This window comes from uncultured Stenotrophomonas sp. (assembly GCF_963519925.1).
Classification (GTDB): Bacteria; Pseudomonadota; Gammaproteobacteria; order Xanthomonadales; family Xanthomonadaceae; genus Stenotrophomonas; species Stenotrophomonas maltophilia_AE.
Genome location: NZ_CAUQPH010000032.1, coordinates 1 through 25481, shown reverse-complemented (window position 1 = coordinate 25481; position 25481 = coordinate 1). Strand labels below are relative to the sequence as shown.

Annotated in this window: 26 protein-coding genes and 1 pseudogene; 25 read left to right on the top strand and 2 right to left on the bottom strand. The window is 67.1% G+C overall.

Going from position 1 to position 25481, the window contains the following annotated elements:
- Nucleotides 1–34: 34 nt before the first annotated feature.
- Nucleotides 35–328, bottom strand: coding sequence for a helix-turn-helix transcriptional regulator (locus RWO33_RS08415; RefSeq protein WP_005304583.1), 294 nt, complete (start codon nucleotides 326–328; stop codon nucleotides 35–37).
- A gap of 298 nt (nucleotides 329–626) precedes the next feature.
- Between RWO33_RS08415 and RWO33_RS08410 the strand changes: the two genes are divergently transcribed.
- The 9 genes from RWO33_RS08410 (at nucleotide 627) to RWO33_RS08370 (ending at nucleotide 8105) form a co-directional block, all read left to right on the top strand.
- Nucleotides 627–977 (top strand): DUF2958 domain-containing protein, encoded by a 351-nt coding sequence (locus tag RWO33_RS08410; RefSeq protein ID WP_024956711.1) that lies wholly within the window; start codon nucleotides 627–629, stop codon nucleotides 975–977.
- 338 nt (nucleotides 978–1315) lie between these two features.
- Entirely contained in the window at nucleotides 1316–2113 is a 798-nt protein-coding gene (locus tag RWO33_RS08405; protein WP_024956712.1) for a DUF2285 domain-containing protein, read from the top strand.
- A 75-nt stretch (nucleotides 2114–2188) separates the two neighbouring features.
- Nucleotides 2189–2473 carry a helix-turn-helix domain-containing protein gene (locus RWO33_RS08400; protein ID WP_024956713.1) on the top strand — a complete coding sequence of 95 codons (285 nt, stop codon included), beginning with the start codon at nucleotides 2189–2191 and terminating at the stop codon, nucleotides 2471–2473.
- A gap of 26 nt (nucleotides 2474–2499) precedes the next feature.
- Nucleotides 2500–3357 carry a replication initiator protein A gene (locus RWO33_RS08395; RefSeq protein WP_176605965.1) on the top strand — a complete coding sequence of 286 codons (858 nt, stop codon included), beginning with the start codon at nucleotides 2500–2502 and terminating at the stop codon, nucleotides 3355–3357.
- A 265-nt stretch (nucleotides 3358–3622) separates the two neighbouring features.
- The gene (gene parA, locus RWO33_RS08390; protein ID WP_024956715.1) at nucleotides 3623–4261 is read left to right on the top strand and encodes a ParA family partition ATPase; all 639 of its coding nucleotides are present in this window, start codon (nucleotides 3623–3625) and stop codon (nucleotides 4259–4261) included.
- A complete protein-coding gene (locus RWO33_RS08385; RefSeq protein ID WP_032963389.1) occupies nucleotides 4258–4521 on the top strand; it encodes a hypothetical protein in 264 nt (87 codons plus the stop codon). Before parA ends, RWO33_RS08385 begins: the two co-directional genes overlap by 4 nt.
- Nucleotides 4518–5066 carry a DUF2840 domain-containing protein gene (locus RWO33_RS08380; protein WP_024956717.1) on the top strand — a complete coding sequence of 183 codons (549 nt, stop codon included), beginning with the start codon at nucleotides 4518–4520 and terminating at the stop codon, nucleotides 5064–5066. The genes RWO33_RS08385 and RWO33_RS08380 overlap by 4 nt, the downstream gene beginning before the upstream one ends.
- Nucleotides 5063–5662: a S26 family signal peptidase gene (locus tag RWO33_RS08375; protein WP_024956718.1), complete on the top strand. Its 600-nt coding sequence runs from the start codon at nucleotides 5063–5065 to the stop codon at nucleotides 5660–5662. The genes RWO33_RS08380 and RWO33_RS08375 overlap by 4 nt, the downstream gene beginning before the upstream one ends.
- A 448-nt stretch (nucleotides 5663–6110) precedes the next feature.
- Nucleotides 6111–8105, top strand: coding sequence for a relaxase/mobilization nuclease and DUF3363 domain-containing protein (locus RWO33_RS08370; RefSeq protein WP_314104167.1), 1995 nt, complete (start codon nucleotides 6111–6113; stop codon nucleotides 8103–8105).
- Between the two features lie 50 nt (nucleotides 8106–8155).
- Here the strand turns inward: RWO33_RS08370 and RWO33_RS08365 are convergent, their stop codons facing one another.
- Nucleotides 8156–8803 (bottom strand): CerR family C-terminal domain-containing protein, encoded by a 648-nt coding sequence (locus tag RWO33_RS08365; RefSeq protein ID WP_043550071.1) that lies wholly within the window; start codon nucleotides 8801–8803, stop codon nucleotides 8156–8158.
- A 180-nt stretch (nucleotides 8804–8983) separates the two neighbouring features.
- Here RWO33_RS08365 and RWO33_RS08360 point away from each other — a divergent pair, with 180 nt between their 5' ends.
- From RWO33_RS08360 to trbL, 16 genes and pseudogenes are all read left to right on the top strand, one after another.
- Nucleotides 8984–9931, top strand: coding sequence for an HlyD family efflux transporter periplasmic adaptor subunit (locus RWO33_RS08360; protein ID WP_314104162.1), 948 nt, complete (start codon nucleotides 8984–8986; stop codon nucleotides 9929–9931).
- A complete protein-coding gene (locus RWO33_RS08355) occupies nucleotides 9928–11682 on the top strand; it encodes an ATP-binding cassette domain-containing protein (RefSeq protein WP_088170673.1) in 1755 nt (584 codons plus the stop codon). Before RWO33_RS08360 ends, RWO33_RS08355 begins: the two co-directional genes overlap by 4 nt.
- Nucleotides 11679–12824: an ABC transporter permease gene (locus tag RWO33_RS08350; protein ID WP_043550067.1), complete on the top strand. Its 1146-nt coding sequence runs from the start codon at nucleotides 11679–11681 to the stop codon at nucleotides 12822–12824. Before RWO33_RS08355 ends, RWO33_RS08350 begins: the two co-directional genes overlap by 4 nt.
- A gap of 5 nt (nucleotides 12825–12829) precedes the next feature.
- Nucleotides 12830–13948, top strand: coding sequence for an ABC transporter permease (locus RWO33_RS08345; protein ID WP_043550065.1), 1119 nt, complete (start codon nucleotides 12830–12832; stop codon nucleotides 13946–13948).
- Between the two features lie 13 nt (nucleotides 13949–13961).
- Nucleotides 13962–15449 carry an efflux transporter outer membrane subunit gene (locus RWO33_RS08340; RefSeq protein WP_043550062.1) on the top strand — a complete coding sequence of 496 codons (1488 nt, stop codon included), beginning with the start codon at nucleotides 13962–13964 and terminating at the stop codon, nucleotides 15447–15449.
- Between the two features lie 41 nt (nucleotides 15450–15490).
- Complete coding sequence (locus RWO33_RS08335) at nucleotides 15491–16435, top strand: LysR family transcriptional regulator (RefSeq protein ID WP_043550059.1); 945 nt, start codon at nucleotides 15491–15493, stop codon at nucleotides 16433–16435.
- Nucleotides 16432–16695, top strand: a complete 264-nt coding sequence (locus tag RWO33_RS08330) for an EexN family lipoprotein (RefSeq protein WP_043550057.1) — start codon at nucleotides 16432–16434, stop codon at nucleotides 16693–16695. The genes RWO33_RS08335 and RWO33_RS08330 overlap by 4 nt, the downstream gene beginning before the upstream one ends.
- A 235-nt stretch (nucleotides 16696–16930) precedes the next feature.
- The gene (locus tag RWO33_RS08325; RefSeq protein ID WP_088170674.1) at nucleotides 16931–18928 is read left to right on the top strand and encodes a conjugal transfer protein TraG; all 1998 of its coding nucleotides are present in this window, start codon (nucleotides 16931–16933) and stop codon (nucleotides 18926–18928) included.
- Nucleotides 18925–19389, top strand: coding sequence for a ribbon-helix-helix protein, CopG family (locus RWO33_RS08320; protein WP_174538046.1), 465 nt, complete (start codon nucleotides 18925–18927; stop codon nucleotides 19387–19389). Before RWO33_RS08325 ends, RWO33_RS08320 begins: the two co-directional genes overlap by 4 nt.
- Nucleotides 19386–20378, top strand: a pseudogene (trbB, locus tag RWO33_RS08315) (P-type conjugative transfer ATPase TrbB); the annotation flags it as partial. The gene RWO33_RS08320 and the pseudogene trbB, both read left to right, overlap by 4 nt.
- Before the next feature lie 47 nt (nucleotides 20379–20425).
- Nucleotides 20426–20806 (top strand): TrbC/VirB2 family protein, encoded by a 381-nt coding sequence (locus RWO33_RS08310; RefSeq protein ID WP_043550586.1) that lies wholly within the window; start codon nucleotides 20426–20428, stop codon nucleotides 20804–20806.
- Complete coding sequence (locus tag RWO33_RS08305; protein ID WP_043550588.1) at nucleotides 20803–21072, top strand: VirB3 family type IV secretion system protein; 270 nt, start codon at nucleotides 20803–20805, stop codon at nucleotides 21070–21072. Before RWO33_RS08310 ends, RWO33_RS08305 begins: the two co-directional genes overlap by 4 nt.
- A gap of 12 nt (nucleotides 21073–21084) precedes the next feature.
- Nucleotides 21085–23532 carry a conjugal transfer protein TrbE gene (gene trbE, locus RWO33_RS08300; RefSeq protein ID WP_043550591.1) on the top strand — a complete coding sequence of 816 codons (2448 nt, stop codon included), beginning with the start codon at nucleotides 21085–21087 and terminating at the stop codon, nucleotides 23530–23532.
- Nucleotides 23529–24257: a P-type conjugative transfer protein TrbJ gene (trbJ, locus tag RWO33_RS08295; protein ID WP_043550593.1), complete on the top strand. Its 729-nt coding sequence runs from the start codon at nucleotides 23529–23531 to the stop codon at nucleotides 24255–24257. The genes trbE and trbJ overlap by 4 nt, the downstream gene beginning before the upstream one ends.
- Nucleotides 24258–24269: 12 nt before the next feature.
- On the top strand, nucleotides 24270–24560 hold the full coding sequence (locus tag RWO33_RS08290; RefSeq protein WP_043550595.1) for a hypothetical protein: 291 nt from the start codon (nucleotides 24270–24272) through the stop codon (nucleotides 24558–24560).
- On the top strand, nucleotides 24557–25481 hold a 925-nt coding region (gene trbL / locus RWO33_RS08285; RefSeq protein ID WP_314104138.1), incomplete at its 3' end, for a P-type conjugative transfer protein TrbL. The genes RWO33_RS08290 and trbL, both read left to right, overlap by 4 nt.

The window sequence follows — 25481 nt, the reverse complement described above, 5'->3', positions numbered from 1 at the left end:
CCCTGTACGTAACGATTCCCTGCCGACCCTCAGCCTACGTCTCGGACACGGACGCGAGCTGGCTTTCCGTCGCGGCCATCAGCACGGCGGTACTGCAACTAAGCGCGCTGGCGATCTTGAAGATGATCGCCAGCGTGGGCATGTGCTCGCCACGCTCGACCTTGCCCATATGGGAACGCTCGATGCCAGCTAGGTTGGCCAGCGATTCCTGCGCAATCCCGCGTTCCATCCGCAGCGCACGCACCGCCGCGCCGAAGGCTTGCGCCAGCTCGGCATCGAAGGTGGTGGCACCGGCCGGTCGGCCGGGTTGAACGGATCGCTTCTGCATGGACAGAAGCGTCCAGTCGCGGGACAATTAAAACCACGTTATCTTTAACTCATGGCAGTAATTTAGTCCGCTTCCGTGCTTTTGCTGAAATCCGCAACTGCGGATTTCACCGGAACCGGGGAGTCGCATCCGTGTCTTTCCTGACCTGCGTAATTCCGCTTCTGCGTTTCCGTGCATGTACGCATTCGATGGCTTGCGCCTTCGTGCTTTCCCGCCAAAGCACGCATCCGCTTCGGCGGTTCCGCGCTTCGATGGAAAATCGTATCCGTGCATCCTCGGATGCGTGGGGATTCGGGCCATGACCCAGCCGCTCGTCACCGCTGAACAGCGGGCGCAACTGCTCGCCGTCGGCGCGGCACGCGCCGCTGACCGGGGCATCGACCCGATGCCGGCGGTGCGACTGTTCACCCCTGACGCGCACGCCACCTGGCTGCTGGCCGCGCTCGACCCGGCCGATGGCGATACGGCATGGGGACTGATCGACCTGGGAATAGGCATGCCCGGCCTGGGCCATGTGAAGCTGTCCGATCTGGCGTCCATCGTTGGGCCGCACCAGCAACCGGTGATGCGCGATCGCTACTTCCAGCCGGCGCGGCCGCTGTCGGAGTACCTGCGGCTGGCCGAGGAAAACGGCTCGATCACCGACTAACCAACCCCCAGCCAACGACAGCGCATTCTGACTATTTCAGTCTTACCCAAGACCTGATTGGTCTGAATCCACACTCTTGCACCGAAGTGGTGCGCTTCTGATGCAAACAGTCATGATCTTTGGCGCGGGCTGCTGCACGGTGCTTCATGCTGCGCGCCATTTTCGTGGCGGCGCAGCCGTCGCATTCAGACGATTTCCGCAATGCCCTGGAGCGAATCAGTCTTGACACCAGCAGTTACAGCTTATCCCGATTTCGATGACGACTTGATGGCGACTCGATAGCTCCCGCACGGCGGAATCCGTGGCGACGTTCCTGCTGAATGACAGGAGGCTGCGTCATGGCTGACCCGAGCGCCGAACACTGGTATCCGACCGCCGCGTATCTCTACACGCTGCACCTCGACGGCCCCGCGCTGGCGTGGGAATACCTGCGTCGCCACCCCGACTACCGCCGCGACTGGCTGCGCCGGCGCCGCCGGCCAGAGGCCGCCGGGCGCTGGGGACTGCGCCTGCTGGAAGATCCCGCCCTGGATGCGCGCGACGCGCATCCGGCCTGGTTCCCCGATCACGATGCGGTGGTGCAGCTCTACCCGGACGCCGACCCGCCACCCGACGCGGTGGCCTTCGCGTTCTGGCGCCTCCCCGGCCAGAAGCACCTGATCCACGATGGCAAGCGCCTGGTGCTGCTGACACGCTGGCCGGGCTGCTGCCTGCGGCTGGTGATCGCTCCCGGCCTGGCCGACGGCATGGCTTACGCCTATGCCATTCGCGCCTGCGCCGCATCCTGCGGACGCTATCAGGCGCTGGCGGCCGAACTGGACAAGCTGGCCGCCGCTGGCGATGCAGCGCCGGCGGGAACGGCACGGTCGCGGCCGACACCCACTGCGCTGCTGGAGTTGAACACGCTCCAGGCGCTCGATGGCACCCTTGCGGGCGCATCCCTGCGCGACGTGGCCGAAGGGCTGTTCGGCGTCGATGCCGTCGCCGACGACTGGTACGCCGACAGCGCCTTGCGCGCCCGCGTTCGCCGGCTGGTACGCCGGGGCGATGCGCTGATGCGCGGCGGCTACCGCCGCCTTGCACAGCTTCCGCCCGTTGCACAGGGACGCGCTGCATCCCCTGCAAAACGTCCCTGAGCAGGAAGCCTTGCTTTCTTGAAAGTGCCTCTATCCGGCCGCGTGGTGTGGCCGGGCTTGATGGAGGTACATCCCATGCGACCCGCTCCCTTGCGGCCTGCCGCCGCTGCTGTCGCTGCGCCCGTGCAGCCCCAACGCTACCTGACCAACGACGAAGCCGCCGAATACTTGCGGCTGTCGCCGCGCACGCTGGAGAAACAGCGCGTGATGGGCGGCGGCCCGAAGTTCCGCAAGTTCGGCCGCCGCGTCATGTACGCGGTGGCCGACCTCGATGCCTGGGCCGACCAGCGCAGCTACGAGGCCACGTCCGACCCGGAATATGCCGAGCGTCATGCGGGCGACTACCGTGATGGCCGCTGATCGTCGGCTCGCCGGTGGCCATCGTCATGTCCAGCCCATCGCTGCCACCGGGGCAGCGATCGCAGCAGCGGGAACAGCTCGACCTGTTCCGTGCGCTACCGGGCGACGGCATGGCGCCGCGCGACAGTCAGGACTTGATGGCCTTTCCGTTCTTCTCGTTGGCGAAGTCGCGGCGCACCGCGCCGATCGACTTCCGCAGCGGGAACATCACCATCCGCGTGGAAGGCACGGCCGAGCATGGCATCGCCACGATATGGGATGCCGACGTTCTGATTTGGGCGGCCTCGCAGATCGTGGAGGCGCGCGACGCGGGCATTCGCCCGTCGCGCTTGATACACGCCACGCCCTACGAGATCCTGCGCTTCATCGGGCGCGGCACGTCCCTCAACGACTATCAGCGCTTGAAAGCTGCACTCGACCGGCTGCAATCGACCAGCGTGGCGACTTCCATCCGCGAAACCACCGGCCGGCGCTTGCACCGCTTTTCGTGGGTGAACGAATGGCGCGAGCTGGCCGACGCCAGCGGCACGCCGCTGGGCATCGAGCTGATCCTGCCGGACTGGTTCTATGCCGGCGTGCTCGACGCCGCCCTGGTGCTGACCATCGACCCGGCCTATTTCCGCTTGAAAGGCGGCATCGAACGCTGGCTGTACCGCCTCGTGCGCAAGCACGGCGGGCGGCAGGAACACGGCTGGCAATTCGACTTCCGGCACCTGCACCGCAAGTCCGGCAGCGCGGCGCGCTTCTCGGACTTCGCCTACGACCTGCGCGTGCTGGTTGCGCGGCAGTCGTTGCCCGGCTACGTCCTGGGCATCGAGTCGATGCCGGACGAAAAGCTGGAACTGCTGACATTCCGGCCCGTGCCTTCAACGGCACGGGGATAACTGCGGTAAAAGCTGTGGACGGCCTCGTGCTATCAGGAGTACCGGGTATCGTGCTATCAGGAGTACGACCCTCGTGCTATCAGGAGTACGAAAACGCCGCAAAGCCAGTAACGGCGCGGGTTTGCGTCCCCTCTAACTTACCTAACTATAAATCTCTAACTTTTAGTAGAAGCGCGCCGCTTCGGTGGACAACCACCAGACGGCACGGCGGACAGCGTTTCGCACGGCAGGCAAAGCCTGGCTTTCCAGCGTGGAGGGCCACGCAATGATCGTCGCGCTGCTGAACCAGAAAGGCGGCGTCGGCAAGACCACACTCGCCACCCACATCGCCGGCGAGCTGGCGATGCGCGGTCTGCACGTCATCCTGCTGGACGCCGACCCGCAGGGTTCCTCGCTGGACTGGACGCAGCGCAGAAGCCAGCAGGGCTTGCCACGGCTGTTCAGCGCCGTGGGCCTGGCCCGCGAAACGCTGCACCAGGAAGCGCCAGAACTCGCCCGCCGCGCAGATCACGTCATCATCGACGGGCCGCCACGCATCGCCGCCTTGGCGCGCTCCGCGCTGCTGGCGGCCGAGCGCGTGCTGATCCCGGTGCAGCCCAGCCCTTACGACTTGTGGGCCAGCGCCGAGATGGTGGCGCTGATCCGCGAGGCGCAAGTCTTTCGGCCTGCGCTGCGCGCGGCCTTCGTCATCAACCGGCGCGTCAGTACCACCATCATCGGCAGGGAAGCACGGCAATCGCTAGCCGAACAGCCGCTGCCTGCGCTGCGCAGCGAAGTGCGCCAGCGCATCGTCTTCGCCGACAGCGTGGCCGCTGGCCGGCTCGCCCGCGAAACCGCGCCCGACAGCGCCGCCGCACGCGAGATCGCCGCGCTCACCGATGAACTGCTGCGGTGGCCGACATGAGCGGCCCGCGCAGCAAGCGCGTCGGCATCGGCTCACGTCCGCCCGCGAATCCGCACGCCGAGGCGTGGATTCGCCAGGGCGATGCCGATGCGCTCAACAAAGGCGACCTCTACACCGCACGCCTGACGCTCGACGTGACGCCTGCGCTGCGCGCGCGCATCAAGATCGCCGCCTTCGGCCAGGGCGTGACCGTGGCCGAACTGCTGCGCGGCCTGCTGGAGCGGGAGTTTCCCGAGAACCGCATGGAGAGCACGCCATGAACGCATCCCTCGCGACCGCCGCGAACGCGGCCACGGCTACGCCGCCGCATTCGCTTCCAACACTCGCCGGCCGACCCGGCAACGTGCCGCTGACCCGCGTATCGCTCGCCTACATCGAGCCGCGCTTCAAGCTCTATCTGCGCTTCGGCGAACCTGCGCGCACGCTGCGGCTCGACCACTGGCGGCGCTGCGCGGTGTTCCTGCCGGGCGCGATGTTCTGCCGCATCCGCTGGGAAGCAAACGACTACGGCACGATCCGCTGGCAGCTCATGGTGATGCAGGCCGGCACGCCGCTGGACGACGTGCAGCGCATCCCCGGCGTGCGGCCCGGCGCACGCTTGCTGCTGCACGCCGAAGGCGAGAACGCTGTGCGTGCCGTGCTGGAACGCATCGACGGCATCGACGACGCGCAAGGCATCGCCGCCATCGACGTGTCGCCCGCGTACTGGCGCACGCTGGGCAACCGTCTGGCGGCCCGCCTGGCGCTGCCCGAATACACCGCCGAGCGGCACGCCGCCTGGCTGGCCGGGAGGGCGCTGCCATGACCGCTGATTCCAGCATCGCACGCACGCCCGAAGCCGCGCCGCTTCCTCGCTCGCGCCTGCGCGCTCGCATCGTGCTGGCGGGCTTCGCCGCCGTCGGCCTCGCTGCGCTGGCCTGGGCGGCTTTTGTGTCGCCGCTGCCGCGTCTGACTTACAACCCGTCCGACAGCGTGGCGGTCGGCTGGTATCGCATCGAACCGTTCGACCCGCGCACCGCCTCGCTACCACGTCCGTTGTCCGTGGACAGCATCGTGCTGGTGCCGCTGCCCGACAGGGCCGCCACGCTGGCTGCGAAGCGCGGCTACCTGCCGACGCGCGTGCCGCTGCTCAAACGTGTGGGCGCAGTCGCGCCGCAACACGTCTGCATCGTCGCCGGGCAGGTACGCATCGACGGCGTGCCTGCGGCCGCCGCGCTGCCTGCCGACCGGCTGGGCCGGCCGCTGCCATCCTTGCAGCTTTGCCGCCGCCTCGAACCGGGCGAGCTGTTCCTGTTGAGCGTGACCAATCCGGCGTCGTTCGACAGCCGCTATTTCGGCCCGGTCAGCGCATCCGCCGTGATCGGCGTCGCGCATCCGGTCTGGCTGGAGACACGCCCATGATGGCCGCCGATTCGCCGCACGTTGCCGTGCCTCTCATCGTGCCATCGAGCATGCCGTTCCGGCTGCTGCCGCCGTGTCGTCGCGCGTGCAGCGCGGGCGCATCCGCGCCGCACTTCGCGCAACATCCGGCGCAGCCGTCCAACGTACAGGCGTCTTGCCTCGAACGCGCCCGGCCTGCGGCCATTGGCGCGTTCGCCGGCGAGCTGGCTGCAAGCAGCGCAGCGCCGCCGGGCCGCCGATGCCCGGAGCGACAGCGAGGGGCAAAGGCGGAAGGCAAGACAAAAGGACGCGGCACCGGGCCGCGTCGAAAGCCTGTCTGCACATGGGGTTGGCGCGGCACGCAGCGGCTTCGCCGTCGTGCCGCGTGGGGCGCGAGGCCCGCGCCAATGCAGGCATGTCCGCGTGCTTCGCACGACCGGACACGCCAGAGCTTGCAGGGAGCGCAGCCATGAGCGACCGCCGTGACGACGATTTCCGCGTGCGCCCGAGCGCCCCCAAGAACCGGGGCAAGGGTCAGGGCCAGAGCTTCGTTTCCAAGGTGCTCAAGCAGACGGGCAAGGCCAGCGGCGGCAAGTCCTCGATGCGCCATTCCGCAGGCAGTGGCAGCGGCGCACGCGCAGGCCAGCGGCCCGGCTCGCGCCTGGGGCGCGGCCATACGGCGGCGCGTTTCGCCGGGGCGAAGCTGACGCCCATGTCTCGGCGCGTGACCATCAAGACCCTGCTGGTCAATCAGCGCAATGCCAGCCCGCAATCGCTCGCCAAGCATCTGCGCTACATCGAGCGCGACGGCGCCGGCCGCGATGGCGAACCTGGGCGGGCCTACGGGCCGCAGACCGACGAAGCCGACCTTGATGCCTTCAAGGAGCGGGCCGCCGACGACCGGCACCATTTCCGCTTCATCGTCTCGCCCGAAGACGGCGCGGAGTTGGACGACCTGCGCACCTACACGCGGCATCTGGTGAACCGCATGGAAGCCGACCTGGGCACGCGGCTGGATTGGGTGGCGGTCGATCACTGGAACACCGACAACCCGCACACCCACCTGATCGTGCGCGGACGCGACGACACCGGCAAAGACCTCATCATCGCGGGCGACTACATCGCCCACGGCTTCCGGCATCGCGCCGCCGAGCTGGCGACGGAATGGCTGGGGCCGCGCACCGAACTGGAGATCCAGCAAACCGTGCAGCGCGAAGTGGAGCAAGAGCGGTGGACGAGCGTCGACCGCACGTTGCAGCGCGAGGCCGGCGAGGATGGCCGGGTGCAGATCGAACGCTTCAACGAACCCCGGCTGCAACGCCAGCGCCTGCTGCTGATCGGCCGCCTGCAACGCTTGCAGCGCCTGGGCCTGGCCGACGAGACGCAGCCTGGCACCTGGGCGGTTCACGCCGATACCGAGAAGACCTTGCGCGCCCTGGGCGAGCGTGGCGACATCATCCGCACCATGCAGCGGGCCATGAGCGGCCAGCCGCGCGAGCTGGCGGTGTTCGAACCTGGCGACGACGGCCGCACCATCGTCGGCCGCGTCGCTGCCAAGGGGCTGGCCGACGAGTTGCATGACCGCGGCTATCTGGTCATCGACGGCATTGACGGCAAGGCTCACTACGTTGCCTTGAACGCCCGCGACGAACTGGCGAACTATCCCACCGGCGCGGTGGTGGAAGTGCGCGGTTCCACCGAGGTGCGCGCCGCCGACAAGAACATCGCCGCGCTGGCGAGCGACGGTCTGTACCGCACGGATCACCACCTAGGAATCGAGCAGGGCAAGGCCAAGCCCGGCCGCGACCCGCAGGAAGTCGTCGCAGCCCATGTCCGCCGGCTGGAAGCCCTGCGCCGGGCCGGCATCGTGGAGCGCGTGGCCGACGGGCTATGGAAGGTGCCGGACGACCTGGCCGAGCGTGGCCGCCAGTACGACGCGCAGCGGCTGGGCGGTGACGCCGTGGAACTGAAATCGCACTTGCCGATCGAGCGGCAGGCGCGCGTGATCGGCGCGACCTGGCTGGATCAGCAGTTGATCGGCGGCGGCAAGGGGCTGGGCGACCTGGGCTTTGGTGGCGACGTCAGGCAAGCCTTGCAGCAACGCGCCGACTTCCTCGAAGAACAGGGGTTGGCCCAGCGGCGCGGGCAGCGCGTGATCCTCGCCCGCAACCTGCTGGGCACGCTGCGTAATCGGGAATTGGCGCAGGTCGCGCAGGACATTGCCGCCGAAACCGGCCTGGAGCATCGGCCCGTGACTGACGGGCAGCGCATGGCCGGCATCTACCGGCGCTCCGTCATGCTCGCCAGCGGGCGCTATGCCATGCTCGATGACGGCAAGGGTTTCAGTCTGGTGCCTTGGAAACCAGTGATCGAACAGCGGTTGGGGCAGCAGCTCGCCGCGACCGTGCGCAGCGGCGGGGTGTCATGGGAGATCGGGCGGCAGAGAGGCCTATCGGTGTCGTGAGCGATGGATGCATCTGCATCGCGTCGATATTGTTTGCGAAGTGACAGGCCTCAGCGTTGCCGAGCGCTACGCTCAGCCAGCAATCCCGCCACCGCAAACCGTTTCAAATGCGCGGCCAGTTCTTCCACCGGCTGCGAGAGCAGCGCCTGGAATGGGTTGGGCGTATCGCGGTCGATCACTAGCAGCATCAGGCAGGGTGCCATGATGCTGACCACGCAGCGCGCCAGCGCCGGGTCGCCTGGGGGGATGCCGGTGATGTCGCCGAGTATGTCCGCAACCAGCCGGAATTTGGGCATCACGCCTTCGCCGATGAGGCTGGCGAAATGCGGCGAGGGTGCCAGGATTTCCCGTGCGCAGACACGGTTGTGCCAACCCTTGTCATCGAACAGGCTGGCCACCATGCCGTCGATGAAGGCTTCCAGCTTCTGCTGCGGTGAGAGGACAGACTGCGCCAGCGCGGTTAAGTCCTCTAGGCTGACGAAATGCTTGTGACCTTCATGCAGGACGGCGCGATAGAGGCCATCGCGGTTGCCGAAGTGATAGTTGATCGCGGCCAGGTCGGTGCCTGCCGCTTCGCAGATGGCCTTGCTGGCCGCTCCGGCATAGCCGCATTCGGCGAACAGGCGGCCGGCGGCATCCAGCAGCTTGGCGCGGGTGCTATCGCCGTCTGTGCGTGGGGCGCGGCGGGGTTTGCTCATCGGCCGTTTATTGGGTGATTCATCGACATATTCGTAGTTTCACCTGAAAATAGTTCAAATTCAATTTGAATTTAAGATATAGTGAGTCCATCACGCACTCGTCTAGGGAGTCCGATCATGAAAAAGCGGGTCATCGCAGGAGTCGTCGCATTGGCCCTCGTGGGGGCTGGAGTCTGGTGGATGACCCGTTCCACAGTACCCGACGACGCGCTGGTGCTATATGGCAATGTCGATGTCCGCCAGGTCTCGCTCGCCTTCGGCGGCAGCGAGCGCATCCACGAATTGCGCGCCGAGGAAGGCGACCGGGTGCAGCCCGGACAGGTGTTGGCCGTGCTCGACACCCGCACGCTCGCCTTGCAGGTAGAGCAAGCCCGCGCTGCGGTCGAAGCCCAGGAGCAAGCGCTGCTGCGCCTGCGCAACGGCTCTCGGCCGGAGGAAGTCGGCCAGGCGCAGGCCCGTGCAGAGGCGGCGGCAGCCGATACGGTTCTCGCCCAACAAGAATTGAACCGTTTGCGCAACATCGCTCAAGACACCGATGGCCGCGCAGTCAGCCGACAGGAACTCGAACAGGCCGCCGCCCGGCTACGGGTGGCGCTTGCTCAAAAGCAGGATGCCAGCAAGGCGCTGGAACTGACACGATTGGGGCCACGGGACGAAGACATCGCGGAGGCCGAGGCGCTACTGCGCGCGACACGTGTGGAACTGGCGTTGCTGGAGCATCGTCTGGCGCAAGCCGAATTGAAGGCGCCTGCCGCCGCAGTGATCCGCTCGCGCTTGCTGGAGGTCGGCGACATGGCCTCGCCGCAGAAGCCGGTCTTCGCGTTGGCGCTGGCCGATCCGAAGTGGATACGTGCCTATATCACCGAACCGCAGTTGGGCCATGTGCGTGCCGGCATGCCGGCGCGGGTCAGCACCGACAGCCATCCCGATCAAGCCATCGACGGGACGGTGGGATATATCTCGTCGGTGGCCGAGTTCACCCCGAAATCGGTGCAGACCGAGGAGTTGCGCACCAGCCTGGTCTACGAGATTCGCGTGCGTGTTCGGGATACCGACGACCGCCTGCGCCTGGGTATGCCGGCCACCGTGACGCTGGCGCTCGACGCGCCGCGAGGCAGGCACCCATGACGGCGGCGCCGGTGGTACAGGCGCGTGGCCTGGTCAAATCGTTCAGCGGTGTCCCGGCGCTCGATGGCGTTGCGCTGGACATCCCGGCCGGCCGCCTGACGGCGCTGGTCGGCCCCGATGGCGCGGGCAAGACCACGCTGCTGCGGCTGGTTGCCGGGCTGATGCGCCCGACTGCGGGTGCGCTGCATGTGCTGGGTCTGGACGTGGCCGTGCAGCCGCAGGTAGTGCAGGATCGCATCGGCTACATGCCGCAGCGCTTCGGCCTCTATGAGGACTTGAGCGTGCAGGAAAACCTCGACCTGTACGCTGATTTGCACGGCGTGGCCCTTGCGCAGCGGCGCGAGCGTTTCTCGCGCCTGCTGGCGATGACTGACCTGGCCCGCTTCACCGGACGGCTTGCCGGCCAGCTCTCCGGCGGCATGAAACAGAAGCTGGGGCTGGCCTGCACCCTGGTGCGATCGCCCGATCTGTTGCTGCTGGACGAGCCCACCGTTGGCGTCGATCCGCTGTCGCGCCGCGAACTGTGGCAGATCGTGCAGCAACTGGTGGAGGAAGACCGGCTCAGCGTCGTTGTCAGCACCGCCTATCTGGACGAGGCCGAGCGCTGCGCCCAGGTGTTCGTGCTGCACCACGGCAAGGTGCTGGCCGAAGGCCGCCCGCAATCGCTGTGCGAACCGGCGGAGGGGCTGTGCCGCATCGCCACGCCGCCCGCCGGCATGCCGGCCCGCACGTTGCAGGCCCGCTTGCTGGATGCGGCCGCCAGCATCATCGACGCGGTGCCAGAGGGTGGCGAGGTTCGCTTCATCCAGCGACCGGATGCCGACCCGGCACGCATCCATGCGCTGCTGGGGGACGCCGCATGCAAGACCGTCCCGGCGCGGCTGGAGGATGGTGTGCTCACCCTGTTGAGGGCGCAGCAGCCAGCCGAGGTGCCACACCTGCCGGACGAGCGCGGCAGCGGCCATCCGCCAGAGCCTGACGACCAGACGCCCGCCATCGAAGTCCGCGACCTGGTGCGCCGTTTCGGGGACTTCACGGCCGTCGCCAGCACCACCTTCAGCGTGCGGCGCGGGGAAATCTTCGGTCTGCTCGGCCCCAATGGCGCGGGCAAGACCACGACCTTCCGCATGCTCTGCGGCCTGCTGCCGGCCAGCAGCGGCCATCTGCGCGTGGCGGGCGTGGACCTGCGCACCGCGCGGGCGGCAGCGCGGCGGCGCATCGGCTACGTGTCGCAGAAGTTCGCGCTCTACGGCAATCTTTCCGTCGCCGAGAATCTGGCGTTCTTCGGCGGCGCCTATGGCCTGTCGGGCGCGGCCTTGCGCGAGCGCATCGCCACGCTGCTGCAGCAGTACGACCTGGCGCAACAGGCCCATGCGCGCAGCGGCGACCTGCCGGGCGGTTACAAGCAGCGACTGGCGATGGCCGCTGCGCTGCTGCATGTGCCGGACATCCTGTTCCTGGACGAACCCACCAGCGGCATCGACCCGCTGGCCCGGCGTGCGTTCTGGCGCCGCATCACCGCATTGGCGGCGGCGGGCACCACCATCGTCGTCACCACCCATTTCATGGAGGAAGCCGAATACTGCGACCGCATCGTGATCCAGGACGCGGGCACGCTGCTCGCCATCGGCACGCCGCACGACGTGCGCCGACGCGCGGGCGACGGCGGCGCGGCCGACATGAACGCGGCCTTCATCGCCGTCGTCGAGCAGGCGCGCGCACAGCTTCGGCATGTGGAAGCTGTGTCATGAGCGGACAGGCGCATGCATCGCACGGCAGCTTCCGCCGACGGCTTGCGGCGCTGACCCGCAAGGAGTTTCGCCAGTTGCTGCGCGATCCGAGCAACCTGGCCATCGGCATCGTGCTGCCCATCGTGCTGATCCTGATCTTCGGCTACGGGCTGTCGCTGGACACGCGCGACGCCCCCTTGGCCGTGGTGCTGGAAGATGCCTCGCCCACGGCGCGCGACGTGGTGGCGGGCCTGGCCGGTTCGCCCTATCTGTCGCCGACCTGGGTCAACACCTTTCCCGAGGCCGAGCAACTTCTGCGCGAACGCCGGGTCGATGGCATCGTGCGCGTGCCGGCCGACTTCTCCCGCCGGCTCGCAGCGGGTGATGGCCGGATTCAACTGCTGCTGCACGGCACCGACGCCAACAGTGCGGCCACGCTGGGGCGCTACGTCAACGGCGCCATCGCCCACTGGCAACAGCAGCAGGCCGACCGCCTGGGTTGGGCCGGTGCGCCGCCGGGCGTTCGGGTGGTCGAGCGCATGTGGTTCAACGCCGCCAACACCAGCACCTGGTATCTGGTGCCGGGGTTGATCGCACTGATCATGACCCTGGTGGGCGCCTTCCTGACGGCGCTGGTGGTGGCGCGGGAATGGGAGCGCGGCACGCTCGAAGCGCTGTTCGTCACGCCGGTGCGGTCGATGGAAATCCTGCTGGCCAAGCTCATCCCGTATTTCGCGGTCGGCATGCTCGGGCTGGCGCTCTGCGTGCTGGCGGCGCGGCTGCTGTTCCAGGTGCCGCTGCACGGTTCGCTGACCGTGCTGCTGGTCAGTTCGACGCTCTACCTGTTCGTGGCGCTGGGCATGGGCCTGCTGATCTCCGCCGCCACGCGCAACCAGTTCCTGGCCAGCCAGATCGTGGTGCTGGCCAGCTTCCTGCCGGCGCTGATGCTCTCGGGCTTCCTGTTCGACCTGCGCAACGTGCCCGCGCCGGTGCGGGTGGTGGGCTCCATCCTGCCGGCGACCTGGTTCATGGAACTGATCAAGACCTCGTTCCTGGCCGGCGACCACTGGCCGATGATCGCGCGGAACTGGGCGGTGCTGGCCGGCTATGCCGTGCTCCTCTTCAACGCGGCACGACTGCGCACGCGCAAGCGCCTGGACTGACGGAAATGGAGACTTTCATCGCCTTCATCCGCCGCATCGGCTTTCTCTGCCGCAAGGAACTGCTGGCCATTCTTAAAGATCCGGCCAACCGGGTGATCCTGATCGCGCCGGTCCTGGTGCAGACCATGATGTTCGGCTACGGCGCCACCTACGACCTCAACCACGTCCCCTATGCGGTGCTCGACCAGAGCCGCAGCGCGGCGTCCACCGAGCTGATCGCCCGCTTCGACGCCGCCGGCGTGTTCCGGCATGTCGCCACGCTGCGCACGCCCGCCGAGATCGCGAAGGTCATCGACGGCAGCCAGGCCCTGATGGTGCTGCACATCGCACCCGACTTCGCCGAGCGTATCGCCGCAGGCCAGGACGCGCCGGTGCAACTGGTGCTCGACGGCCGCAACTCGACCACGGCGGGCATGGCGGCCGGGCACGTCGCCGCGCTGGTGGCTGACTACAACGCCCGCCTGCCGGGCGCCATGCTGTCCCCGGTACGGATCGAGACGCGGGCCTGGTTCAACCCGAACCTGGAGACGCGCTGGAATACCGTGCCGGGCCTGATCGCGGCGCTGAGCATGATCCAGACACTGATTCTGGCGGCGCTGTCGGTGGCGCGCGAGCGCGAACAGGGCACCTTCGACCAGTTACTGGTCACGCCGCTGACGCCCACCGACATCCTGATCGGCAAGGCGCTGCCGGCGGTGCTGGTCGGCGTGATCCAGGCCAGCCTGATCCTTGCCATCGCGCTGTTCTGGTTCCGCATCCCGATGGCGGGCGCAGTGTCCACGCTTTACCTCGGGCTGCTGGTGTTCACCACGGCCTGCGTGGGCATCGGCCTGTCGGTCTCCGCGCTGTCGGCCAACATGCAGCAGGCGATGGTCTACGCCTTCGTGCTGATGATGCCGCTGATCCTGCTCTCGGGCCTGATTACGCCGGTGCGCAACATGCCCGATGGCTTGCAGGTCGCCACCTACGCCAATCCGCTGCGCTTCGCCATCGATCTGGTGCGCCGCGTGTACCTGGAAGGCGCGGGTCTGGCCGACGTGGCCGCCGACTTCATTCCCATGCTGGCCGTAGCCGCCGTCACCTTGCCGCTGGCCGCGTGGCTGTTCCGCAACCGCTTTGCCTGACGGGAGCCATGCCATGATCTTCCTTTCCCTTCGCCCATTGGTTCCTAGCCTGCTGGCCCTGGCGCTGACCGGGTGCGCAGTCGGCCCCGACTTCAGACCCGCGCCCGTCCCAGCGCCGGATGATTGGTCTTCCTGGCGCAGCGGCGGGGCCGAGGTCGTTGGGCCGGCCGGCTCGCCAGGGTCGCCTTCGGCACAATGGTGGCGCGTCTTCGACGACGCCACGCTAGACCACTTGCAGCAGCGTGCCCTGGAAGCCAGTCCCGACTTGCAGACTGCCGCGCTGCGCTATGCCCAGGCTCGCGTGCAACGCCAGACGGTGGCAGCACAGCGCGGGCCGGCTGTCGGGATCGAGGCCGGCGCATCCCGCCAGCGCACCAGCGAGTACGCCGCCAACTACCGCGTCCTGGATCAATTGGCTGGCGGCAACCGCGACGCCCTGGCCGAAGTACTGGGCGAACCCTACACCTTCTATCAGGCTGGCTTCGACGCGAGCTGGGAACTAGACCTGTGGGGCCGCGTGCGGCGCTCGGTAGAAGCGGCCGATGCCGACATCGACGCCTCGGCCGCCTTGCTCGACGCCGCGCGCCTGAGCATCGCCAGTGAGCTGGCACGCAGCTACTTCGAGTTGCGCACCACACAGCGGCTGATCGGGTTGGCTCGCGACGATATCGAAGCATTGCAGACCCGGCTCGAACTGATCCAGGCGCAGGTGCGCCACGGCCTGGGCAGCGACCTGGACACAGAAGGCCAGCGCACGCAACTGGCAGGGCTGCGTGCGCAGCTTCCTGGCCTGTTGGAACAGGAAGTTCAGGGCGTCAACCGTATCGGCCTGCTGTTGGGCACCCGGCCTGGAGAACTGCGGCAGATGCTGGCCGCATCCAAAGCGCCTGACGAGACGCAGCCCATGCCGGACTACGCCCTGGGCCTGCCATCCGAACTTGTACGCCGCCGACCGGATATCCGCGCCGCCGAGGCCCGGCTGCATCGGGCGACCGCCGAGATCGGTATTGCCCAAGCCAGCCTGTACCCCGGCATCCGCCTGGGCGCGCACTTTGGCTCCGAATCCTATGAAAGCGGACGCTTCGGTGAATGGGGCACGCGCGCATGGTCGATCGGCCCCAGCCTGGATCTGCCCATCTTCGACAGCGGGCGACGGCGCTCCACCGTCAGACTGCGCGAGTTGCAGCAGCAGGAAGCCGCCATCACCTGGCAGCAGACCGTGTTGAAGGCATGGCATGAAGTGGATGACGCTTTGAGCGGTTACGCCACCGAACAGCAGGCGCAGCGCCAGTGGCAGCAAAAGACGGACAGCAGTGCCCAAGCCTACGCCTGGGCGCAGGCCCGCTATCGCGGTGGCCTGGAGGATTTTGCAACCGTACTCGATGCCCAGCGCACTTGGTTGCAGGCCCGCCGCGAACAGGTTGCCAGCGACGGCCGCTTGCGGGAGCGGTTTGTCGCCATCCACAAGGCCATCGGCGGCGGCGATGTTGCAGGGCAGTAGCTCGCTGCCAAGGCTGATGTTCTGACAATGCAGAGGACACGATGGAACTAAGACACCTTCGCTGCTTCCTGGCCGTTGCCGAAGAACTGCACTTCGCCCGTGCGGCCGAGCGGCTGCATATCGAGCAATCGCCGCTGTCGCGTGCCATCAAGGAGCTGGAGGAAGAACTGGGCGTGGTGCTGTTCGCCCGCACCACCCGCAGCACGCGGTTAACCCGTGCGGGCAAGCTGTTCCTGGATCATGTGCCGCGCGTCTTCGCCGCCTTGCAGCAGGCGCGCGACAGCGTGAAGGCAGCGGCCAACGGCTTCCATGGCCAGTTGCGCATTGCCTTGTCCGACGGCATCACGCCTTCGCGGCTACCTGCCTTGCTGGCGCTGTGCCGGCAGGAGGAACCGGAAGTCGAAATCCGCTTCTTCGAGGTGCCGCTGGCACAACAGATCAAGGGGCTGCACGATGACCTGTACGACGTGGGCTTTGCCCGAGCCGATGAAGTCGGCGATGGCATCGTCGCCTTGCCCGTCTGGAACGATCCTCTGATGGTAGCCGTGCCGGCACGGCATCCGTTGCTGGCCCACAAGCGCATTCCATTGGAAGAACTGCTGCGCTATCCGCTGGTGCTGTGCGATCCGCAGGCGTGCGAGGGTCATTGCCGGCAGGTTGATCGTGTGCTGCGCCGTTTGGACATGGAACCACTGGTCGCCGAACGGGTGGCATCCTGCGACCTGATGATGGCACTGGTTTCCGCAGGCTTTGCACTGGGCCTGACTGGCGCCGCACATATCGCGGCCAGCCAGGAAAAGGGCGTCGTCGCGCGGCCGCTGGTCGGTCGCTCGCCGATGCTCACGACCTATTTGCTGCGCCTGGATAGCGAACCTTCGGAAACGCTGGTCCGTTTCGTCGAGCGCGTGCAGGCCATCGACTCCCCCGAAGTCGCCAGACCTGCGCCAGGTCATATTTCTGATCCCCCCGAGGAACCCAAATCATGAAGAAGGCAATGCCGCTCTTGCTGGCCGTGGTGCTGACTGCCTGCGGCCCATCCGAAACGCCCAAGCAGACGAACGTGCCGACCGTTGAAGAACTGGCGTCCGATCCTGTGCGCCTGAAAGAGCTGCGCCAACAGTGCAAGACCGATCGTGCCACGCTGGGCGACGCGCTGTGCAACCGGGTGGCCGAAGCCACGCGCAAGCGGTTCTATGGTGATGGCGATACGCCCTACACACCGCCGAAGGAGCCGCCCAATTTCTGATTGCGTTCGATCCGCCACGAAACTTCCATTTTTCTGCTCGACACGCCGCAACGCGCCTTCGCTTGCGGCGTTTTTCCTTGGCTCGATGCAGTTCCAATTCTTTCCAATTACTCGACCTTTCTTCCGATAACGGTCTTTGACCGGTACCGACCCGGCACTGATCCTCACGTCATGGGGCACGTCCTTGTGCCGTTCTCGAACGAGGAATCAGCGCAGGCAAATCGGAGGCCAGTCTATGCAAGGTCAGGGCGTGTTGTTCGGGCAGATCGCCGCCGTCTTCGGCATCGTGATCGCCGGTGTGTGGGGTGCCACGCAATGGACAGCCGCCGCATTGGGCTATCAGCTACGCCTTGGCTCGCCCTGGTTCGATTTCTTCGGCACGCCGGTTTACTACCCGTGGAAGCTGTTCGAGTGGTGGTTCTTCTTCGATGCCTATGCGCCGCATGTCTTCGACACGGGCGGCGCAATTGCAGGTGGTGGCGGCCTGCTGGCCGTGGCGGTCGCCATTGCCATGTCGGTCTGGCGCTCGCGGCAGGCCAAGCTGGTCACGACTTACGGCTCGGCGCGCTGGGCCGACGTTGCCGACATTCGCAAGGCCGGCCTCGACCAGCCTGCCGGCGTCTTCCTCGGCAAGTACCGCAACGACTATCTCCGCCATGAAGGCCCGGAACACGTCCTGACCTTCGCGCCCACGCGCTCGGGCAAGGGCGTGGGCCTGGTGGTGCCGACGCTGCTGTCCTGGCCCGCGTCCGCCGTCATCCACGACATCAAGGGCGAGAACTGGACGCTGACGGCCGGCTGGCGCTCGCGCTTCTCACATTGCCTGCTGTTCAACCCGACGGATGCGAAGTCGGCCGCCTACAACCCGCTGCTGGAAGTGCGGCGCGGCGCGCATGAGGTGCGCGACGTGCAGAACGTGGCGGACATTCTGGTCGATCCCGATGGTGCGCTCGAACGCAGGAACCATTGGGAGAAGACCAGTCACGCGCTGCTGGTCGGCGCGATCCTGCATGTGCTCTATGCCGGCGAGGACAAGACGCTGCGGGGCGTCGCTAATTTCCTCTCCGATCCGGCTTGCCCGTTCGAGCTGACGCTGCACCGGATGATGACGACGAAGCACCTGGGCGATGCGCCGCACCCGGTTGTTGCGTCCGCCGCGCGGGAAGTCCTGAACAAGTCGGACAACGAGCGGTCGGGCGTGCTCTCCACCGCCATGTCGTTCCTCGGCCTGTACCGCGACCCCACGGTGGCGGAAGTCACGTCGCGCTGCGACTGGCGCATCGCCGACCTGATTTCCGCCGAGCATCCGGTATCGCTGTATCTGGTGGTGCCGCCTTCGGACATTAGCCGCACCAAGCCCCTGATCCGGCTGATTCTCAACCAGATCGGGCGGCGGCTTACTGAATCTCTCGATGGTTCCGATGGCATCGAACGCCGCCACAAACTGCTGCTGATGCTCGACGAGTTCCCAGCACTGGGCCGCCTGGACTTCTTCGAGACGGCGCTGGCTTTCATGGCCGGCTATGGCATCCGCAGCTTCCTGATCGCGCAGTCGCTCAACCAGATCGACAAGGCGTATGGGCAAAACCATTCCATCCTCGACAACTGCCACGTCCGGGTGACGTTCGCCACCAACGACGAGCGCACTGCCAAGCGCATCTCCGAGACGCTGGGCACCGCGACCGAACTGCGCGCGCAGCGCAACTACGCCGGCCACCGGCTCGCGCCGTGGCTCGGGCACCTGATGGTGTCGCGGCAGGAAACGGCGCGGCCGCTGCTGACGCCGGGCGAAGTGATGCAGCTTCCGCCCGATGAATCCGTGGTGATGGTGTCCAGCGTCGCACCGATCAAGGCGAAGAAGCTGCGCTACTACGCGGACGCAAATTTCAAGCGGCGCGTGCTGCCACCGCCCGTGCTGGCGGCAGGACGCTATGCCGACGCACCACCAGCCAGCGCCGACGACTGGAGCGGCTTGGCGATCCCGGCCGTACCCGCCGCACCGGCGACGGTAGCCGCTGATGCCCTGGGCGGCCCCGATGACGGCGGCCCGCGCCGCCAGCCGGAGCTGACCGAAGTCACCGAATACAGCCCCGAACCGCTGTCCGCAGGCAACGACCTGGGGCTGCTCGATGACGACGACCTGCCGCTGCCGCATCTCGGCCAGCTCGATCCCGCGATGCAACGCACGGCCCGGCTGGCATCGCTGAACCCCAACGACGGAATCGACCTATGAGCCAATACCGACTCAACCTGTTCATTCAGCCCGAGCATGCCAAACGCCTGGACGAATTGGCCGCCAAGAAAGGCGTGTCGAAATCCAGCATCGTCGCGGCGGCGCTGGCGTCATGGTTGTCGCCGGACGCGGGCGACCAGCGCGAGGCGGCCATCGCCAAGCGGCTGGATCGGCTGTCGCGCCAGACCGAGCGCCTGGAGCGCGACCAGAACATCCAGATCGAAACGCTGGCGCTGTTCGTCCGCTACTTCCTGACCGTCAGCACGCCGGTTCCCGAAGCCCATCAGGAAGCCGCCCGCGCCCAGGGCAAGGCCCGTTTCGAGCAGTTCGTCGAACAACTCGGCCGCCACCTGCTGCGCGGACGCAGCCTCGTGCGCGACGTGGTGGAAGAACTGCACCCGGACACCGCACGGATGGATGACGCGGCGGCGCTGGCCGAAGCGCGGGAGCGTGCCTCATGAGTGCCGTTCCGCAGTTCCCGCCCGAGCCTCGTTCGTCCGCCGCGACCTCGCTGGATCGCCGCATCCAGATGCTGCGTACCGCAATGGGGCCGGTGATCGCCACCGCGCTCGAAGACCCGGACGTGGTGGAAGTCATGCTCAACCCCGACCGCACACTATGGGTCGATCGGCTGTCGTCGGGCCGTGCGCCGTTGGGCGTGGAACTGCCCGAAGCCGATGGCGAACGCATCATCCGGCTGGTCGCGGCCCACGTCGGCGCGGAAGTGCATCGCGGCCAACCGTTGCTGACCGCCGAGCTGCCGGAGACGGGCGAACGCTTCGAGGGCATCTTGCCGCCGGCCGCGCCAGGCCCGGCGTTCGCGCTGCGCAAGCGCGCCGTGAGCATCATCGGCCTGGATCGCTATGTGGCCGACGGCATCCTGACCGCCGGGCAGGCCGAGTTCCTGCGCCGCGCTGTGCGCGAGCGGCAGAACATCCTTATCGCCGGCGGCACCAGCACCGGCAAGACCACGCTGGCGAACGCGCTGCTGGCCGAGATCGCCGCCACCGGCGACCGTGTGCTGGTGCTCGAAGACACCATCGAGCTGCAATGCGCGGCCCGCGACCACGTGCCGTTGCGCACCCGTGCGGGCGTCGTGACGATGACTGAGTTGGTGCGCGCCACGATGCGGCTGCGCCCGGATCGCGTGATCGTCGGCGAAGTGCGCGGCGGCGAAGCCCTCGACCTCATCAAAGTGTGGGGCACGGGGCATCCGGGCGGCATCGCCACGATCCACGCCGGTTCCGCGCTGGGTGCGCTGCTGCGCCTCGAACAGTTGATTCTCGAAGTCGCGGTGAATCCGCCGCGGGCACTGATCGCCGAAGCGGTCAACGTCGTCATCCACATCGCCGGTCGTGGCCGCAAGCGCCACGTCGAAAGCATTGCTCGCCTCAATGGCTTCGACGCCACCGGCTACCGCCTGGCGGATGCGATGGAAACGCCGTTTCCCGCGCTGCCGCCTTCTTTCCCGTCCCCTGACCACCCTGGAGAACTGCCATGACGCAGATGAACGCTGTTGCTTTCCGTTTTTCCGTAAATCCGGCCTCAATCCTCGCGCGCCTGCGGCGTCTGGCCGCGCCGGCACACGGCCTGCTGCTGGCCGCCGTCATGCTGATGACAGCCGGCACGGCGAAGGCCGCCGGTTCCTCGATGCCGTGGGAAGGCCCGCTGCAATCCATCCTCGATTCCATCCAGGGGCCGGTGGCGCGCATCGTCGCTGTCATCATCATCATCGCCACGGGCCTGGCACTCGCCTTCGGCGACACGTCGGGCGGCTTCCGCAAGCTCATCCAGATCGTCTTCGGGTTGAGCATCGCGTTCGCCGCATCCTCGTTCTTCCTGTCGTTCTTCAGCTTCTCCGGCGGGGCCGTCGTATGAGTACGGCCAGCGATCTTCCGGGCTTCGAGGTGCCGCTGCATCGCTCGCTTACCGAGCCGATCCTGCTGGGCGGTGCGCCGCGCACCGTGGCGATCGCCAACGGCACGCTGGCCGCCGCCGTCGGGCTGGGTCTGCAACTGTGGCTTCCGGGGCTGGTGCTCTGGATCGTCGGCCATTCGCTGGCGGTGTGGGGCGCGCGCGTCGATCCGCAGTTCATGCAGGTCTTCGCCCGGCACATCAAGCACAAACCGCTGCTCGACGTGTAGGGGGATGCCGCGATGCTGAACCTTGCCGAATACCGCCAGCGCCCGGCCTTGCTTGCTGACTGGCTGCCGTGGGCCGGGCTGGTCGCGCCCGGCGTCGTCTTGAATAAGGACGGCAGTTTCCAGCGCACGGCACGATTCCGCGGCCCCGATCTGGACAGCGCCACGCAAGGCGAGTTGATCGCCGCGTCTGCACGGCTCAACAACGCGCTGCGCCGACTGGGTTCTGGCTGGGCCTTGTTCATCGAGGCAGAGCGCCAATCCGCCGCCGACTATCCGCATTCCGACTTCCCCGAACCGTTGTCCTGGCTGGTCGATGAAGAACGTCGCGCCGCGTTCGAGGAGTCGGGTCATCACTTCGAGAGCGCCTATCACCTGACGGTGGCTTTCCTGCCGCCGGAGGAATCCCGCGCCCGCGCCGCCAAGCTGCTCTACGAGAACGCGCCCGGCGATGGCGTGGATTGGGACGGCCGACTCGATGCTTTCGTGGCGGAAACCGATCGCGTGTTCGACCTGCTCGACGGCGTGATGCCGGAAATCGCCTGGCTGGACGACAGCCAGACGCTGACCTACCTGCACGCAACCGTCTCGACGCGGCGCTATCGCTTCGGCGTCCCCGAAGTGCCTTTCCATCTGGATGCGCTGCTGGCCGACTCCGCGCTGGTCGGTGGCCTGGCGCCCACGCTGGGCGACCAGCACCTGCGCGTGGTGTCGGTGCGCGGCTTTCCGACCTCGACCTGGCCGGGCCTGCTGGACGACCTCAACCGCCTGGGCTTTGCCTATCGCTGGAGTACGCGCTTTCTTTGCATGGACAAGGCCGAGGCGGAAAAGGAACTCGGCCGCCTGCGCCGCCAGTGGTTTGCGAAACGGAAGAACGTCGTCGCGCTGCTGCGCGAAACGATCTTCCAGCAGGAAAGCCCGCTGGTCGATACCGACGCCAGCAACAAGGCCGCCGACGCCGACGCGGCCTTGCAGGAACTGGGCAGCGATCAAGTCGCGTTCGGCTATCTCACCGCCACGGTGACGGTGCTCGATGCCGACCCGGCCGTGGCGGACGAGAAGCTGCGCATGGTGGAGCGCGTCATCCAGGGCCGGGGTTTCGTGACCATTCCCGAAACCTTGAACGCCGTCGATGCGTGGCTGTCGTCCATCCCCGGCAACGCCTACGCGAACGTGCGCCAGCCCATCGTCTCGACGCTGAACCTGGCGCACATGATGCCGCTGTCTGCGGTATGGGCCGGGCCGGAGAAGAACGACCACCTCGACGGCCCGCCGCTGATCGTCACCCGCACCGATGGCGCGACGCCGTTCCGGCTGGTCACGCATATCGGCGACGTAGGGCATACGCTGGTCGCCGGCCCGACCGGCATGGGCAAGTCGGTACTGCTGGCGACGCTGGCCTTGCAGTTCCGCCGCTACTTCGGCTCGCGGATCTTCGCCTTCGACATGGGCCGCTCCATGCGCGCCACCATCCTCGGCCTGGGCGGCGAGCACTACGACCTGGGCGCCGATGGCGGCATCGCGTTCCAGCCGCTCGCCCGCATCGACCATGAGGGCTACCGCTCCTGGGCCGCCGAATGGGTGGAAGGTCGCCTGCTGCATGAAGGCGTGACCGTCGGCCCGGACGAGAAGGCCGCAATCTGGTCGGCGCTGGGCAGCCTCGCCGGTGCGCCGCAGGAACAGCGCACGATGACCGGGCTTTCCGTGCTGCTGCAATCGAACGCGCTGCGCCAGGCACTCGCGCCTTATGTCCTGGGCGGCGCGCATGGAAAGCTGCTGGACGCCGACCACGACCGGCTGGGCATGGCCGGCGTGCAGGGCTTCGAGATGGAAGAGCTGATGCACAGCCCCGCCGCAGTGCAAGCGGTGCTGCGCTACCTGTTCGCCCGCTTCGACGAGCGTTTCGACGGTGCGCCCACGCTGCTGATTCTCGATGAGGCGTGGCTGTTCCTCGATGAGCCGTCCTTTGCGGCCCGCATCCGCCAATGGCTCAAGACGCTCAGGAAAAAGAACGTCAGCGTCATCTTCGCCACGCAGAGCCTGGCGGACATCAAGGATTCGACCATCGCGCCCGCGATCATCGAAAGCTGCGCGAGCAGGATTTTCTTGCCCAACCCACAGGCCACCGAGCCGCAGATTCGCACGATCTACGAGGGCTTCGGCCTCAACAGCCGGCAAATCGAAATCGTCGCCAGCGCGCAGCCCAAGCGCGACTACTACTACCAATCGCGCCTCGGCAATCGCCTGTTCGACCTCGACCTGGGGCCGGCCGCGCTCGCGTTCGCGGGCGCTTCCACACCGCAAGACCAACGCGACATCGACCGCGTGCTGACGCAGGCCGGCGCACCCGGCTTCGCCGGCGAGTGGTTGCGCCATCGCGGCCTCGATTGGGCCGCCGACCTGCTGCCGTCCGCACCGGCGGCCGCTTCGTTCCTTTCCCAACCACAGGAGAACCTGCCATGAAGAAGCGTCTTCTCGCGGCCACCGTCGCGGCCATGCTTTGCACCGCTTCCACCGTTCATGCGCAATGGGTCGTGGTCGATCCCACGAACCTCGTGCAGAACACGCTGACGGCCATCCGCACGCTGGAGCAGATCAACAACCAGATTCAGCAACTCCAGAACGAAGCCCAGATGCTGATGAACCAGGCGCGCAACCTGGCGAATCTGGATTTCAACATCGTCAACCGGCTGCGCTCGACGCTCGCCACCACCGAGCGTCTGATCGCCGAGGCGCAGGGGCTGGCTTACGACGTGCAGAATCTCGACCGCGATTTCGCGCGGCTGTACCCCGAGCAGTACGCCGCCACCGTCAGCGGCGATCAGATGTTCCGCGATGCCCGAGAGCGGTGGAAGAACACGCTCGATGGCCTGCATACGGCGATGCGGATGCAGGCGCAGGTGTCGCAGAACTTGCGCGAAGACGAAGGCGCGCTGGCCGACCTCGTGAGCCAGAGCCAGTCGGCCACCGGCGCGCTGCAAGCCATGCAGACGACCAACCAGCTTCTCGCGCTCCAGGCCAAGCAGTCGATCCAGTCCCAGCAGCTCCAGATCACGCAAGACCGCGCTGCCTCGCTCGAACTGGCGCGGCAAGCTGCGGCCGCCGAACGCGCCCGCGAAGTGCGGCGGCGCTTCCTGGGCACCGGAACGCCGTACACGCCGCAGCGCGTCGATTTTTACGGCAACTGACCGGAGGCGGCCATGCGATGCGCTTCCGTCCTGCTGACCGTGCTGCTGGCTGCCTGCGGCCAGCGGCCCACCGAGAACCTCGCCGACGCCTTGGTTGCCGATTCCGTGCGGCTCAAGGCATTGCGTGCGCAATGCGCGGCCGACCGGCAGGCCGTGGGCGAGGACGCTTGCCAGGCCACCGCCGAAGCCTTCCGCCGACGCTTCTTCGCCGGCCAGACCGGGCCGGACGAGTACCGGACGCTGGCCGAGCTGCCGCCCATTCCGCCCACCTTCGATGAACCCATCGGAGGGGAGACGCCATGAACGACGTGACCATCATCGACCGCTTCCTCGATACGTTCTCACGCTACATCGACTCCGGGTTCGGGCTGTTGCAAGGCGAAGTGGCGTTCCTGACCGCCACGCTGATCGTCATCGACATGACCATCGCCGGTTTGTACTGGGCGATGAGCCACGCCACCGGCCAGGGCGAGGACGTGATCGCCAAGCTGCTGCGCAAGGTGCTCTACGTCGGTGCCTTCGCCTACATCATCAACAACTTCAACTGGCTGTCGGGCATCGTGTTCAGGTCGTTCGCCGGCCTGGGCCTGACGGCCACCGGCTCGACGTTGAGCATGGAGAACTTTCTCCAGCCGGGACGGCTGGCGAAGACGGGCATCGACGCTGGGGCGCCGATCTTGGAACAGATCGGGGATATGCCCGGCTTCCCCGAGGTGTTCACCAACCTTGATCCGATCGTGGTGCTGTTCCTGGCCTGGCTGGTGGTGATCCTCTGCTTCTTCGTGCTGGCGGTACAGCTTTTCATCACGCTGATCGAGTTCAAGCTGACCACGCTCGCCGGCTTCGTCTTGATTCCGTTCGCGCTCTGGAACAAGACCTCGTTCCTCGCGGAAAAGGTGCTCGGCAACGTGGTCTCGTCCGGCATCAAGGTCTTGGTATTGGCCGTCATCGTCGGCATCGGCTCGGGCCTGTTCGCGGAGTTCCAGGTTCATCCCGACGATCCATCCATCGACCATGCGCTGGTCGTGATGCTGGCCTCGCTCGCGCTGCTGGCGCTGGGCATCTTCGGCCCTGGCATAGCCACGGGTCTGGTGTCCGGCGCGCCACAGCTTGGCGCGGGCGCGATGGCCGGCGCTGCTGTCGGCGCGGTCGGCACGGGCGTCGCAATCGGTGCCGCTGCGACTGGCGTGGGCGGTGCCGTCATGGCGGGCGCACGCATGGCTC